The sequence below is a fragment of the Cryobacterium sp. TMT1-2-2 genome (genome assembly GCF_004403505.1).
Classification (GTDB): Bacteria; Actinomycetota; Actinomycetes; order Actinomycetales; family Microbacteriaceae; genus Cryobacterium; species Cryobacterium flavum.
In genome coordinates, this window is record NZ_SOGS01000010.1 from 17,776 (window position 1) to 31,924 (window position 14,149).

At 62.8% G+C, this 14,149-nt stretch carries 12 protein-coding genes; 2 read left to right on the forward strand and 10 right to left on the reverse strand.

Annotation, left to right across the window (positions count from 1 at the left end; all coding sequences use genetic code 11):
* Window positions 1-14 precede the first annotated feature (14 nt).
* The 10 genes from E3T35_RS07630 to E3T35_RS07675 all read right to left on the reverse strand — a co-directional run bounded on the left by E3T35_RS07630 (window position 15) and on the right by E3T35_RS07675 (window position 11,006).
* Window positions 15-623 (reverse strand): histidine phosphatase family protein, encoded by a 609-nt coding sequence (locus E3T35_RS07630; RefSeq protein WP_134378309.1) that lies wholly within the window; start codon window positions 621-623, stop codon window positions 15-17.
* Complete coding sequence (locus tag E3T35_RS07635) at window positions 620-2,215, reverse strand: FGGY-family carbohydrate kinase (protein ID WP_134378310.1); 1,596 nt, start codon at window positions 2,213-2,215, stop codon at window positions 620-622. Before E3T35_RS07635 ends, E3T35_RS07630 begins: the two co-directional genes overlap by 4 nt.
* Window positions 2,139-2,912, reverse strand: coding sequence for a class II aldolase/adducin family protein (locus E3T35_RS07640; protein WP_092341253.1), 774 nt, complete (start codon window positions 2,910-2,912; stop codon window positions 2,139-2,141). Before E3T35_RS07640 ends, E3T35_RS07635 begins: the two co-directional genes overlap by 77 nt.
* Before the next feature lie 35 nt (window positions 2,913-2,947).
* Window positions 2,948-3,970 carry a LacI family DNA-binding transcriptional regulator gene (locus tag E3T35_RS07645; RefSeq protein ID WP_134378311.1) on the reverse strand — a complete coding sequence of 341 codons (1,023 nt, stop codon included), beginning with the start codon at window positions 3,968-3,970 and terminating at the stop codon, window positions 2,948-2,950.
* A gap of 111 nt (window positions 3,971-4,081) precedes the next feature.
* Window positions 4,082-5,125, reverse strand: a complete 1,044-nt coding sequence (locus E3T35_RS07650; RefSeq protein ID WP_134378312.1) for a rhamnose ABC transporter substrate-binding protein — start codon at window positions 5,123-5,125, stop codon at window positions 4,082-4,084.
* Between the two features lie 12 nt (window positions 5,126-5,137).
* A complete protein-coding gene (locus E3T35_RS07655; RefSeq protein WP_134378313.1) occupies window positions 5,138-6,250 on the reverse strand; it encodes an ABC transporter permease in 1,113 nt (370 codons plus the stop codon).
* A complete protein-coding gene (locus E3T35_RS07660; RefSeq protein ID WP_134378314.1) occupies window positions 6,247-7,278 on the reverse strand; it encodes an ABC transporter permease in 1,032 nt (343 codons plus the stop codon). Before E3T35_RS07660 ends, E3T35_RS07655 begins: the two co-directional genes overlap by 4 nt.
* The gene (locus E3T35_RS07665; protein ID WP_134378315.1) at window positions 7,275-8,780 is read right to left on the reverse strand and encodes a sugar ABC transporter ATP-binding protein; all 1,506 of its coding nucleotides are present in this window, start codon (window positions 8,778-8,780) and stop codon (window positions 7,275-7,277) included. Before E3T35_RS07665 ends, E3T35_RS07660 begins: the two co-directional genes overlap by 4 nt.
* Window positions 8,777-9,775: an aldose 1-epimerase family protein gene (locus E3T35_RS07670; protein WP_134378316.1), complete on the reverse strand. Its 999-nt coding sequence runs from the start codon at window positions 9,773-9,775 to the stop codon at window positions 8,777-8,779. The genes E3T35_RS07665 and E3T35_RS07670 overlap by 4 nt, the downstream gene beginning before the upstream one ends.
* Window positions 9,768-11,006, reverse strand: coding sequence for a hypothetical protein (locus E3T35_RS07675; RefSeq protein ID WP_134378317.1), 1,239 nt, complete (start codon window positions 11,004-11,006; stop codon window positions 9,768-9,770). Before E3T35_RS07675 ends, E3T35_RS07670 begins: the two co-directional genes overlap by 8 nt.
* Before the next feature lie 215 nt (window positions 11,007-11,221).
* On the opposite strand from E3T35_RS07675, the gene E3T35_RS07680 reads away from it, so the two are divergent.
* Complete coding sequence (locus E3T35_RS07680; RefSeq protein WP_241988763.1) at window positions 11,222-11,986, forward strand: DeoR/GlpR family DNA-binding transcription regulator; 765 nt, start codon at window positions 11,222-11,224, stop codon at window positions 11,984-11,986.
* Between the two features lie 122 nt (window positions 11,987-12,108).
* The gene (locus E3T35_RS07685) at window positions 12,109-14,145 is read left to right on the forward strand and encodes a bifunctional aldolase/short-chain dehydrogenase (protein WP_134378318.1); all 2,037 of its coding nucleotides are present in this window, start codon (window positions 12,109-12,111) and stop codon (window positions 14,143-14,145) included.
* The last annotated feature ends 4 nt before the right edge of the window (window positions 14,146-14,149 follow it).

A 14,149-nucleotide genomic window follows, 5' to 3' on the forward strand; every position in this document is an offset into this window, starting at 1 on the left:
GTTGGGCGTGGTCGTCAAGGTGTCAGCGGCACGTTGTAGCTGAGCAGCGCGGTGCCTTCCGTCGTCCAGGACACCGTCGTGATGCCTACGTTGAGCACTGCAGGGAAGACCGCGCGGTAGCGGTCTGCCGGAATCCCCAACGCGCGACAGAGAATGAGGCGCATAAGGGTCGAATGCAGAACAACGAGCACCGTTCCGGCAGGATGCTTCGCGGCGATCGCCTCGAGGGCAGTCCATGCTCGCTCGGCGGCGTCGACCCCCGACTCGGCCCCCGGCAGCGGGGATGTACCTGGATTTTCGACGAATCGGGCGGTTTCTTCGGGAAAGGTTGCCTTCATTTCGGCAGAAGTCAGGCCCTCTCCCCGCCCAAAGTCGACTTCACGCAGCGCTGGAACGACGCTGAGAGGGAGCCCGAGCGCCATGGCCGATGGAGTGGCGGTGGTCACGGCGCGCGACAGGTCGGAAGCGTAGACCGCGTCGATCGACTGCCCCTGGGCCCAGCGTGCAAGATCTTCGGCCTGGGCGATACCCAGCTCGGTGAGCGCCACATTTGAGCTTCCGGCGTAGCGATTTTCGGCGTGCCACGTCGTCTCGCCGTGACGCACGAGAAACAGGGTCGTCACGGTGTGATCCAGTTCTTCGAGCCGAGTTCGGCGACGAATCTGTCGTAGCGATCGTTCCAGAGCGCCGCCGGAGCGGAGCGCGGCTCGACGACCCGCCCAACGATCGACATGCGCGAGGCGGTTTCGGGCAGAGAGCTTCCGGCTGTCCCCGCCCACGCGGCCAGGATAGCCATGCCCATCGACCCCTCGGACGATCGCGGAATACTGATCGTGCGTCCAAGCAGATCGGCGCGAAGTTGGGTCCACCATTCGTTGTTCGTGCCTCCCCCGGACGAACTCAATGTGCCGTCGACGGCGGCGCCAGCGCGAGCCATCATCTCAAGACTGAGGCGTTCGACGCAGGCGATACCCAGCATGATCGAGGCGAGGAGAAGGTCTGGGTCGAGCAGAGTTGCGGCTGCGCTGAGGCTGTAATCAATTCCGTCAACGGTGACGAACCCGTGAGCATCGGGGCGGATCACGGGGAAGCGCTCGCCGGTACCGACCAGGGGATAACTTGTCGGAATCGATGAGAGCCGGTGCCCCAGGCCGCTCAGGCGGGAGGATGCCCCCGCCAGGTCGATGGAAGGTAGCCCTGCGGTGATCGCTCCGGCACCGACGCTCGAGGCACCGCCTGGAAACCACAGTCCATCGTGGGGCGCGCGATGCGAGTAGACCGCTCCGCTGTCGTCGATGATGATGCGGTTGGACACACCCTTGAGCACCATGGTGGTCCCGATCGTGGTGTGCCAGTCACCCAGGCCAAGAGTGGCGGCGCTGAGCTGCGCGGCACAGCCGTCGGTCATTCCGGCGAAGACTGGAATACCGACGGGCAACCCGGTCACATCGGCCCACCATGCGCCCGATCGGCCGAGCTCGGTGCCGGGAGCGACGACGCTCGGCAGCTGGTCGGGGTCGATGCCGAGTGCGTCGAGGGCACCGACGGGCCATTCCAGTGCCAGCAGGTCGTATCCCGATTTAAGGGAGTGACTCCAGTCAGACGCGACACGCGTTCCGACGATTGCGGATGCCAGCACGTCGGCTTGGTGGGCGACCCAGCGCTTTTCGGAAAGCAAGCCGTTGCGCGCGAGCCAGGCGATCTTCGGCAGGGCCCAGGTCGGCTGAATTTTGTAGCCCAAGCGCGCCCAGCGCGCCGGGTCAGACTGGTTGGCTTCCGGTCCGATCGCTTCAGCCCTGGCGTCGTCGTACATGAGTCCGGCCGAACACGGCCGACCCGCGGCATCCACTGTTGTGATGGTGCCCGATGTCGCGCAGATGGATACCCCCGCGATGCGGGCCACGGCCGTGGACGGTAGCGACGCCAGTGCCACGGCCAGCGCTGCACCGGCCTGGTTGATCCAATCCTGCGGATCCTGTTCGTGTCGGTCGCCCATTCGCCGACTTATCAGGGGTACAGCGGATGACGCGGCGACAGACCCCTCATCGTCGACGATGGATACCTTCGCACTCTGAGTGCCAAGATCAATGCCGATCCACAGCGCTGTTATCGCCACTGTGGACCTGTTCCAACGGGCATCAGGCGGTGCCTGCGAGGTTCTTGCGGCGCTCTGCCATGTCCGTGCGCTCGAAGTAGTGTGCCACAGTGTCGTCACCGAGGCCGATCACACCACCGATCGACAGCGCCTGCACTCGGGTTCGTGCACCCTTGACGGTCATGAGGGTGATCGCCTCCACGGCCTCTGCGCTGCCGCCGATCGCGACAATGCCATGATTGCCCAGCAGTACGACCGATGGCAGCTCGCCACGCGTCGCCACGTAGTCGCGTAGACGCTGAAGGAAGAGCCGGCCCAGCGCGATACCGGGCGCCGCGTACGGCACGAAGAGGGGGGTACCGATGACAACGGCCTCGTCGGAGTAGACCCACTGCGCGAAGGCGGACTCCGCGTGCACGCTTGCGAGCAGACCGAGCACCGATGTCGGATGGGTGTGCGCGACATAGGCGGTGGGCTGCACCGACTGCACGGCCACGTGCACGAGCGTCTCGATCGACGCGCGCCGCCTCGTGCCGGTATGCTCACCCGCATCGAGCATCTCGGTGAGGTCCTCCTGGGTCGAGGTGGCGTCATCCATCAGGTCGATGAGAGGTTGAACGTCGGTGACGACGAAGTCGTCACGAGTCACAGCAGACATGTAGGCTCCCGATGCCTTCACGACGATTCGACCATCGGCGAGGCGCTGGGAGGTGTTGCCCTCGGCCAGGATCACCAAGTCTTTGGCGGGCTCGCCCAGGGAATGAGTCAGGGCGACGAGATCGTCGGTCACAAGTTCGGGTTGCCAGATGGTAACCATGGGGATCTCCTTATGGGTCAAGAGTGGGCAGCGCTTCAGTTGTCAGAGCGCATCGGGCGTGGGGCCGCGCTCGACGCGCGGGTGACAAGTTCGGGGACCAGCAGTTCGTGGTGGTGCTCATGGGCCTCGCCACGGTCGATCTCGTCGAGAAGCAGGCGCACTGCTTGCCGGCCCATTTCTTCACGCGGCTGACGTACGGTCGTAAGAGGAACAGTGGCTGCTTCCGACCAGGACAAATCGTCAAAACCCACGATCGAGACATCGTCTGGTACGCGGATGCCGCGGTGTGCGAACTCGAGGAGCACGCCGAGCGCGGTGAGGTCGTTGCCGCACATGATCGCGGTCGGCAGTTCGGCGGTGGCCCGTGCGGCGAGCGCTGCGCCTGCCATTCGTCCATCGGTGATTCGCCACGAGTCGGTAGGGACTCGCTCGGGAACAACATCAACTTCAGCGAGCGTCGCGGCGAAGCCGTCGAAGCGACGATTGGCCTGCAGACTGCTGGCGAAGTTGCCGACGAAGGCGACGTTACGGTGGCCGAGCGCAATCAGGTGCTCGCCAGCCAGCCGACCTCCCGCGACATCGTCGGTCTTGACCCAGCAACGCTCGGTCTTCTCGTCTACGCGGTCCACGTAGACGAGGGGGATATCGCGGGCATCGAGGCGCTCGACCGCCGAATCGAGGGCGCGCACGGGCGCGATCATGATGCCGTGAACGCGCTGCTGCACGAGCAGGTCGAGGTTGTCCTGTTCACGCGCGACATCGTCGCCGTTGTGCACAATGACTACTCCCACGCCGAGTGACTTCGCTTCGGCCTCTGCGCCCAGGGCAACGTCGACGAAAAACGGATTGGCCAGATCGGCCAGGGCGAGTCCCAGGGTGCGCTGGCGACCGGCAGGGTACTTGCGGGCCCTTTGGATCGGGGTGAAACCCAGATCGGCAATGGCCGCCAGAACACGTTCCCGTGTCTGGGGGGCGACATAGCCGGGACGGTTGAGGACGTTGCTGACGGTCCCCGCCGAGACGCCAGCATATTTTGCGACATCGTGGATGGTCGCCATCGTCTTCCTCCATCCTGCTGGGGACGGGTAGAGCCTGCAACGAAGACCGTTGCAGACCCCGCCCCTGTGTTGATTCAGCCCGACCCGGGTGGAGTCAGCCGCCTGAGGTGTTTAGAAGGAGAAATCACCGACGTTGCCCTTGTCGAACACGAACATCGGGCCGAGGACAACCTCTCCCCCGGAGCCGACAGTGAAGTCTCCGAGCTTTCCGGCGGTGAACTTGTCGCCTTCCTTACCTGTGATCGTGCCCTGAGTGAGCGCGTCCGCGGCGTAGGTAGCCAGGTACCCCAGGTCCTCAGGGTTCCAGAGACCGAACTGCTCGATGACGCCGCTCGTGACATAAGTTGCCATTTCGCTGGGCAGGCCGAGGCCAGTGACCCACACCTTGCCCTGGAACTGCGGAGTGTCAGACAGGTAGTGTGCTGCTTCCTTCACCGACACCGTGTCCGGAGCGATGATGGCCTTGAGATCCGGAATGCTCTGCATGAGTCCCTGAGCGGCCTGGTAGGCCTTCTGGTCAACGTCTTCGCCGTATGCAACCTGGGCGATCGTGATCTCCGGGTGTTCCTTCTCAATGAGAGCAGTCATCGCATCGACCCAGGCGTTGAGGTTCGCTGCGTTGGCGCCACCGGAGAGGATTGCGATGGTGCCTCCGGCCGTTCCGAGGTGCTTCGAGGTCAGGTCGACCAGTCCCTGGGCGATGCCGTCAACCGTGGCCTGGTTGATGAAGATGTCGCGGCAGTCGGTGTCGGTGTCGAAGGCAACGACCTTGACGCCAGCGTCCTGCGCCGCCTTCAGGTCGTTGCAAACGGCAGCAGGGTCGTTCGCCGCGATGGCGATCGCCTTCTGGCCGGTCTGGATCGCGGTCTGGATGAACGGAACCTGATCGGCCGAACCGGTCGAGGTCGGACCGACCTCGGAGAAGTCAAGGCCGAGTTCGTCCGCAGCTGCTTTGGCACCCTTGTCCGAGGCCTCGAAGTACTTGTTACCGAGGCTTTTGGGGATAACGGTCAAGCTTCCGGCGCCAGCAGCGTCGGTCCCGGTGGAGCCGCCCGTGGGTGCGGCGCAGCCGGCCAGCAGCACCGACGCGGCCGCGATGGCCACGGCGATGGATACAGCGCGCCTGTGCGCCGACTTACTGAATGTGAAATTCACTGTTTTGCCTTCCTAGTGGTTGCTTGGTACAGATTTCGGATTTGGGATTGCCCGGTGCTTTTCAACGCCTGCCGCGATCACGGAGGCCTTCGACCGCCGCCGCCGCGAGATGAATCCCGCAATACCGGCGACAACGACGGAGAAGATTAGGGTGGCGCCAGTGACGATGCTTATCGTGTCGGAGCCGATACCGGCGAGCTGCAGCGTCTTGTTCAGCGTTGCGATCAGCACGCCGCCGGCCAGTGCCCCGAGTATTGAACCGCGGCCGCCCCAAATCGAGACGCCGCCCAGCACAATGGCTGTCACGACCTGCAACTCAAAGCCAAGGCCGTTCGTTCCAATCGCATTGCTGTACTGCAGCGTGTAGTACACACCGGTCGCCGACGCGACCAGCCCGCTGAGAACGAACAAAATGAGCCGTGTGCGATTGACCCGAACGCCCGAGAACGCGGCCGTCTCGGAGCTCAACCCGATGGCGAATACACCGCGTCCGAACGGAGTGAGGTGCAATAACACCGCGAAACCGATCGCGACCACGATGATCGCCACGGTCACCATCGGAACTGGAGCACCGACGAAAAGCGGAGCGCCGATGAACTGCGTGACCTCACTCGGAAAACCCGTGATCGCCGTGGTGCCAAGCAGCCCGACGGCGATGCCGCGAAACAGCGCCAAAGTGCCGATGGTGACAGCCAGGCTCGGCAATCCGACGACCGTCACGAGCACGCCGTTGAGTAGGCCCACCAAGCCACCGCCAACGACCGCGACCCCGGCGGCCAGTGGAAGGGGAACTCCAGCGTGAAAGCTCAACCCGAATATGGCACTTGAGAAGCCGACCACACTGCCGACCGACAGATCGATGTCGCCGGTGATGATGATCAGGGTCACCGGCAACAGCATGAGCAGGATCGGCGCGGAGTTCAGGATCATCGTTAGGTAGGTATACGGCTGAGCAAAATACGGCACCGTGGTGATGGCAAAGATGATCAGCAGGATGATGGCCAGGACGATTGCCGTCTCTGTACGCAGCAGCATCCGGCGCCACAGCGGGCGGCTATGCCTGCGGTACTGTGCGGCAGCACTACCCACGGCGTTGGTTGTGATCGTTGCGGTGTCGGCGCTCATGTCGCAGTCCCCCTTCTCTTCGCCCGGCGAATGCGGGTGATGAATACAATGCGGTCGAGCAGGATGGCGCCGACGATCAACACACCGACGATGGACTGCTGCCAGAGGCTCGGCACTCCGAGAACGGGAAGCGCGTTGCTGATGGTGGCGAGAAAAAACGCGCCCAGTGCGACGCCCCAGATCGAGCCGGATCCGCCGACGATGGCGACTCCGCCCACCACGGCTGCCGCTACAGCCTGCAGCTCATATCCGGTACCGACCTGCGCATCACCGGTCGCGAAGATCGCGAGGTAAACGAGCCCGCCGAGACCGGCAAGGGCGCCGCTCGCGACGAAGGCTGTGACCGTCAGACGACGCTCGCCGAGCCCGAACAGCGTGGCTGCCTCGGGGTTGGAACCGAGCGCGTACAGGTCGCGGCCCACCCGCCGACTCGTCATGAACCATCCGATCAGCAAGACGATGATCGCGACAACGATCAGCAATACCGGAATGCCCAGGAACTGCAGGGTACCGAAGGAGCGGTACTCGTCAGGCAACCAGCTGGATCGAATAAAGTGCGGGCCGATCCAGAGGATCGCGATCCCCCGGTAGGTGTACAGCGTGCCCAGAGTGATAACCAGCGATGGCACTCTGAGGAAGGCGACCAGCAGGCCGTTGACGAGTCCCAGAAATGCGCCGAGGAGGATGCCGCTCAGGATGACCAGAGGTATCGGGATACCCGGAAAGTTGGAGAACAAGCTCCCGGCCGCGTACGCCGAGAGGCACAGGATCGAGCCGACCGACAAATCGATGTTGCGGGTGATGATCACGATCGCCTCGCCGAGAGCGATGAGGATCAGAATCGTCGGCTGCCGAAGCAGTTCACGCCATCCGCCGTCGCTGAAGAGGAACCCGGGTTGCGTCACACTGGTCAGCGCCACGAGCGCGAAGATCATCACGATCAGGCCGACCTCGCGGGCGCGGAGGATCCTGCCTAAGAATGAACTCCGTCCTTGGCTAACCGGCGGGACGGTGTGCGTCACGCTCATGCGGCCACCTCCGGTGCGTGCGTCGCGGCGTACATCACATTCTGGGGAGTTGCCGTCGCGCGCGGCAGTTCCGCCGTAATCCGACCTTCTCGGACCACGAGCACGCGGTCCGCCATACCCATGACCTCCGGCAGTTCGGACGAAATCATCAGCAACGCGACGCCGGTTCCGGCCAGCTCGGACAGCAGGCGGTGCACCTCGGCCTTTGTGCCCACATCGATGCCACGGGTCGGCTCGTCCACAATCAGCAACTTAGGTTTTGTGGCCAGCCACTTCCCGAGTACGACCTTTTGTTGATTTCCGCCGGAAAGCATTTGTGCCTCGGTGTCGAGGGCATACATTTTGACCTGCAAGCGCGCCGCCCAGGTACGAGCGCTCGGCTCTTCGAGCGGTGCGATGATGAATCCGAATCGGGCCAGCTTGTGGCGGATCGCGAGAGTGATGTTGGTCTGTATGCCCGCCGACATCGCCAGGCCCTGCTTGCGCCGGTCCTCGGGAACGAAGCCAATGCCGAGTCGCATCGCCGCTGCGGGGCTCGTCCGGGGCACGCTGATACCGCCCATTCGAACCGATCCAGAGTCATAGGGGTCCACGCCGAACACTGCGCGGGCGATCTCACTTCGACCGGCACCGACAAGGCCGGCCAGGCAGACGATCTCACCCGAACGCACGGTGAAACTGACGTCCTGGAAAACTCCGGCGCTGGTCAGGTGCTCCACCTCGAGTACGGGTTCGCCGATCAGTGCTTCCTGCTTGGGGTACAGGTTGTCGACGCTTCGACCAACCATTTGATGGATGATCTCGTCTTCGGTCGTGCCGGTCGTCAAGTTCGTGGCGACGTAGCTGCCGTCCCTCATGACGGTGATGACATCGCAGAGGGCGAACACCTCGTCAAACCGATGGGAGATGAAGATGAGGCCCTTTCCCTCGTCGCGGAGCTGGCGTGCGATGCCCATTAGACGCTCGACCTCGATTCCCGACAGCGCCGCAGTCGGCTCGTCCATGACGATGACCTTGGCGCCGACCGAGATTGACTTGGCGATTTCGACGACCTGCTGGTCTGCGATCGACAGTCCTCGCGCCTCGCGGTCGGGATCGATCGGCACGCCAAGCCTTTGCGTGAGCTCACGAGTCTCGCGGCGCATTTTCGCGCGGTCCAGCGCGCCAAATCGGGTGTACGGCTGACGGCCAACGAAGAGGTTCTCGGCGACCGAAAGGTCGGGGAACAGCGTTGGCTCCTGGTAGATGACAGCGATGCCCGCGGCTTTTGCCTCGCGCGTGTTGTGAAAGTCGACGCTTTCCCCGTCCAGCAGAAATGTACCAGCGTCGCGGCGGTACAAACCGCCGATGATCTTGACGAGCGTCGACTTGCCCGCGCCGTTCTCGCCGATGACGGCATGGATAGAGCCGGCCTTGAGGACCAGCTCTGCGTTGACCAGCGCGGCCACCGCGCCGAAAGTCTTGGTAACGCCATGGAGTTCCAACAGTGCGGTGTCATTCATGCTGCGCTCACCTCGATTTCGATCACATAGGTACGGCTCTCGCCCGGCTCCAGTCGGGGCAACGTGCCGTTGGCGCGTGCAGCGGCGCGGCCCTGGATTTCGGGGGTGTTTGCAGGTTCGAGACCCAGCACATAGTGCTTTGTGGCGGTCAGTTTCCATTGAAAGATCGCCGGTAGCGTCTCGGAGTAACGGAGGGTGAATGTCAATCCCCGGGCCGCGTTGGTCACCCGGGCGACACGCTCATCGCCAGCGGTGTGGATATAGACCTGCTCGCGCGTGCCGGCCACGGGCTCACCAATTTCAGCCCGCTGGTTGAAACCAGTGGCCGCGTCGGGGTCACGGGACCTTACGGAGGCGGCGGGGATGTCGATGACGGTCCCAGCGTCGAGCAGCGGCCACCCGAGGTTGACGTGGTAGAGCACCATGTGCGGGCTCACGCTCTCGCCCTCGTTCGTCACGGTGTCCTCGATCGTGAAGGAGGTGGACCCGACACGCGAGGTGATGCGGCGGCGAAGCACGAGATTCTCCTGGAATACGCCCGTCTGGCGTACTTCCCCGGCCACGGTGATCAGCTCGGGAGTCACTGTGACCTCCGTCACCCGCGCCGGCACGGCCCCGATGCGGCCGTGCATGCCGGAAACGCCATCCTCATCGTCTACGGGCGGGCCGAAGGTGTCGAGTCCACAGGTCGTTACGAGGCCACCGCCAAAGGTGCGGAGCCACCCTCGCCCGGCAGGCTCGTATGCGTCGGGACGCGTGATGCCAGTCGACGAGAGCCAGGCAAGCGGGATCCCATTAATGGTCGCGGCACCAATATCGAGGGCGCGGTCGGGATGAACGTCGAACTCGAACCCGCCGCCGTTCACCACTCGGAATCGGCGAGCACCACGTGCCGGACCATCATCCTCAACGAAGCGATCGACGCGCGCGACCTGATCAAGCGATCCGACCCGGAGGAGGGCCTGGCCGACCGGGGTTCCGAAGATTTCAGACAAGGCCCAGCTCCAGATTTCCGGGACCGAAATGCTTCAGGATGACGATGTCATCGGTTGCGCTGCGGTTGGTGATCGTGACGCCAGCACGTGCCGCCGATTCGGAGACGAAGAACTCGTCCTGGCTGAGTTGCCCGAAACGGATGAGCGTCGCTGCCTGCGCGTCATGCACTCCGAAAGTGCCGCCGCCCTGAACAAAGAGGGCGCCGTAAGCATCCTGGTCCCTGATCGTTACCGTTTGGCTTGGGCGTACCGTGAGCTCTTTGGCGCTAAATGAGGTGGAGCGGAAGACGATCCAGTTCTCGACATAGCTTGAACCGCCATCGGCCGCTGAAGTGGAGGTGCTGTACGGACGCATGAACCGGTTGGGTACAAAATCGACGTCAAGATTCTTTTCCCAGTCCAAAAGGTCGAGAAGAAACTCATAGTCGCCGTGGTGCGTTGGGGGCACGTCCTTCCAGAGCAACTCCTCGGGGACCTCCTTGTTGTTACTCCACGATTCGCACATTGCGAACACGTCGCTGGCGGATTGCGGCTCATAGGTGCAGATGCTCGCCGGAGCGTGCAGAACACCCGCCGGAATGTCCCATCCCGTTCCAAGTTGAGTTCGGTATCCGAGCGACAGATCGGTGATGCGATTGTCGCCACCATCGGCGAAGCGCATGAGACGCTCCTTGACCTGGTCGCGGGTAGTGCCCGGCTGAAATCCGAAAAAGGAGATGGGTTGCAGGCCCAGGTTGTCGTTCATATGGGGCGAGTAATAGTACGCCTCTGGCTTTCCTACCTTGTCGACGAGTGCGGCCTTCTCGTCAGAGTGGTGCACGTGGAAGGGCAGGGGCATCAGGTTGTCGTAGAACTTGGAGTACATTGTCCAGCCTCCGAAGCGGTCCCACAATCGCGACCCGATCACGTCGGCCTTATGGTGCTCGACAAAATCATCGAAGGGCAGAAGGCCGCCGTCGGGGTCGACGACGAGACTGAGGCCTTCGTGGGCCCCGGTGAGTGGACCGTTGTCAGCGCGAATCGACGAGGCAAGCCAGCGCTCGTCAATGCCGCCGCGCCCCTGGCCGAGCGGGAAATAGTCATCCGGGTGCAGTCGGATGCGCTTGCCAGGAGTGCAAAAAGCACGGGGAACCCAGGTGGGTGCAAACCGAACAATTCCCTTGCCGGCGTCCAACGCACGATCGTGCGCGGTTGCCGATGTGACGATATTTTCGTAGGCCTCAGAGGTCATCGGTGACACTCATCTTTCAGTTCGTGCATCACCCAGGAGGCAACGCTGCCAACAGGACCGGTTCAATGAACCGCCTTTTGGGACAGTAACACCACACTCGTTGTGCGTCAATATATTTATTCAACACACATTCGCTCCTAGAAAATAAGGCAGAGGACTGCATTAGTGTTAGGTAACGCGAAAAGTTAACATACAAGTCACAAAGAATCGAGACCGTGGTGGCCACAACCGGAAGTACCGAATCCGAAGAGCGACGCCGGCAATTGCTGGCCTCGCTTGAGCACGAGAACGTCATTCGACTGACCGAGGCCGCAGGGACTCTGGGCGTCTCAGCCATGACCATCCGTCGTGATCTGGCCGATCTCGAGGCGGAAGGACTGCTGCGCCGCGTGCGTGGCGGAGCGATCTCGGTCATCGGCCCACGCCCCTTCGAAGAGCGGCGTTCCGTGCGCTCGCGGGCGAAAGAACTCATCGCAGACAAAGCTCTGACTCTGGTTCCACGTTTCGGTTCTATCGCTTTCGATGCGTCGACGACCGTTGGAACCATGGCGAGCAGGCTGGGTCCGAGGTCCGGTCTCATCGTGAGTACGAATTCCTATCCGACCTACGCGAGTCTCAAAGGAACCCTCGGAGTGAACCCCATTCTCATCGGTGGTGAGACGGAAGAATCAACGGACACGTTCGTGGGCCCACTGGCGGTACAGGCCGCCCAATCGTTGCGCTACGTCAGGTTCTTCGCATCGGCCAGTGCCGTGGACGCCACGTTCGGGACCACTGAGGTTTCGCTGGCCGAAGCGCAAATGAAGCAGGCCTTCGCTCGGGTGTCCAAGGAGATCGTGCTCTGCATCGACTCGTCGAAGCTGCACCAGCAGGCCACGGCGGCGTCCCTGGAATTGTCGAAGATTGCAGTTCTCATCACCGAGCTCGACCCGGGCGACAGCCGGCTCGATGAGTTTCGAGATCGCGTCGAGTTGCGCTGAAGCAGCCACGAACGAGTCGTGACCTTTCGTGTGCTTATTTGTTATGTTTCACAACTGCGCACATTTAGCGTATGGTCATCCAGCAGACCACCTTCACCGACGCAGGAGCAGGAGCCAGAACGATGACGAACCGAACCGCGGCCGAACTGGTCGCTCGCAGCAACAGGCTGGGCAGCGATCCCAAGGTTACAAACTTCGCTGGTGGAAACACCTCCGCCAAGGGCACCGACACCGACCCCGTCACGGGCGAGCCGGTCGAATTGATCTGGATCAAGGGTTCCGGCGGCGACCTCGGCACGCTGGCCGCCTCCGGTCTTGCCGTGCTGCGCGTCGACCGGTTTCGCGCCCTGCAACACGTGTACCCGGGGGTGGAGCGCGAGGACGAGATGGTGGGAGCATTCGACTACTGCCTACATGGCACCAATGGTGCGACACCGTCGATCGATACCTCGATGCATGCATTAGTCGATGCCCAGCACGTCGACCATCTGCACCCCGACTCGGGCATCGCGATCGCAACCGCCACCGACGGCGAAGCGCTGACCAAGAAGATTTTCGGCTCCAAGGCGCTTTGGGTACCGTGGCGCCGACCCGGATTCCAACTCGGACTCGACATCGCTGTGCTCCAGAAGCAAAATCCAGATGCCATTGGGTGCATCCTCGGCGGACACGGCATCACGGCGTGGGGCGAGACATCTACTACATGCGAGGCGAACAGCCGCTGGATTATCGACACCGCCCAGGCCTACATCGATGCGAAGGGTTCGAAGACACCGTTCGGTGCTCCAGTCGCCGAGAATACCGCGCTGCCACAGCACGAACGCCGAGCCAAAGCCGCCGCTCTCGTTGCCACGATTCGAGGCATCGCCTCGCAGGATAAGCCGATGGTCGGCCACTTCACCGACGACCCCCGCGTGCTGGAATTTCTCGGTAGTGCCAATGCAGCCAAACTTGCTGCTCTCGGCACAAGCTGCCCAGACCATTTTCTGCGGACCAAGGTCAAGCCGATGTTGCTCGACTTGCCGGCCGGAGCATCCGTCGCAGCGTCTATCGAGCGACTGAAGACACTCCATGAGGCCTACCGCGTCGACTACACCGCCTATTACGACAAGCATGCAGCCTCAGACAGCCCCGCCATGCGCGGCGCAGATCCGGCCATCGTTTTGGTTCCTGGGGTCGGAATGTTCAGTTACGGTGCCACGAAACAGGTCGCTCGCGTGGCCGGGGAATTCTATCTCAACGCCATCAATGTCATGCGGGGCGCCGAGGCGCTCTCCACCTATAGCCCGATCTCCGACGCAGAAAAATTCCGCATTGAATATTGGGCACTCGAGGAGGCGAAGCTGCAGCGGATACCGAAACCCAAGAGCCACCAAGGCCGGATCGCCCTCGTCACCGGAGCGGCATCGGGCATTGGCAAAGCCATCGCCACACGGCTCGCGGCTGATGGCGCCTGCGTCGTCGTCGCGGACCTCGACCTGGAGAAGGCGCAGGCGGCGGCAGCGGAATTAGGTTCCGTCGATGTGGCCATCGGCGTCGCTGTCGACGTCTCCGACGCCGACGCCGTGAAAGCCGCGGTCGATGCAACGCTGATGGCATTCGGCGGTCTGGATCTTGTCGTGAACAACGCCGGGCTGTCCATTGCGCGCTCATTGCTGGAGACCACTGAGACCGAATGGGATCTGCTCCACAACGTCATGTCCAAGGGATCGTTCCTGGTCTCGCGCGCCGCAGCGAGCGCCCTCATCGAGCAGGGAATGGGCGGCGACATCGTCTATATCTCCTCGAAGAACTCGATCTTCGCTGGCCCGGATAACATCGCATATTCGGCGGCAAAGGCCGACCAGTCACACCAGGTTCGGTTGCTCGCTGCTGAGCTGGGTGGGTATGGAATCCGCGTCAACGGCATCAACCCTGACGGTGTCGTGCGGGGTTCTGGCATCTTCGCGTCGGGCTGGGGCGCTAATCGGGCCAAGACCTACGGCGTCAGTGAAGAGAACCTGGGCCAGTTCTACGCTGACCGAACCATATTGAAACGGGAGGTCATTCCCGAGAACGTCGCTGACGCGGTGTGGGTGCTCACCGGCCCCGCATTGAGCCGGACGACGGGTGTGCATATCCCGGTCGACTCCGGCGTCGCCGCCGCGTTCCTGCGATGACCCG

Excerpts from the sequence above, each read along its gene's own strand:
- E3T35_RS07645 (WP_134378311.1), bottom strand. The coding sequence starts at position 3,970 with ATGGCGACCATCCACGATGTCGCAAAATATGCTGGCGTCTCGGCGGGG.
- E3T35_RS07640 (WP_092341253.1), bottom strand. The coding sequence starts at position 2,912 with ATGGTTACCATCTGGCAACCCGAACTTGTGACCGACGATCTCGTCGCC.
- E3T35_RS07665 (WP_134378315.1), bottom strand. The coding sequence starts at position 8,780 with ATGAATGACACCGCACTGTTGGAACTCCATGGCGTTACCAAGACTTTC.
- E3T35_RS07655 (WP_134378313.1), bottom strand. The coding sequence starts at position 6,250 with ATGAGCGCCGACACCGCAACGATCACAACCAACGCCGTGGGTAGTGCT.
- E3T35_RS07685 (WP_134378318.1), top strand. The coding sequence starts at position 12,109 with ATGACGAACCGAACCGCGGCCGAACTGGTCGCTCGCAGCAACAGGCTG.
- E3T35_RS07660 (WP_134378314.1), bottom strand. The coding sequence starts at position 7,278 with ATGAGCGTGACGCACACCGTCCCGCCGGTTAGCCAAGGACGGAGTTCA.
- E3T35_RS07675 (WP_134378317.1), bottom strand. The coding sequence starts at position 11,006 with ATGACCTCTGAGGCCTACGAAAATATCGTCACATCGGCAACCGCGCAC.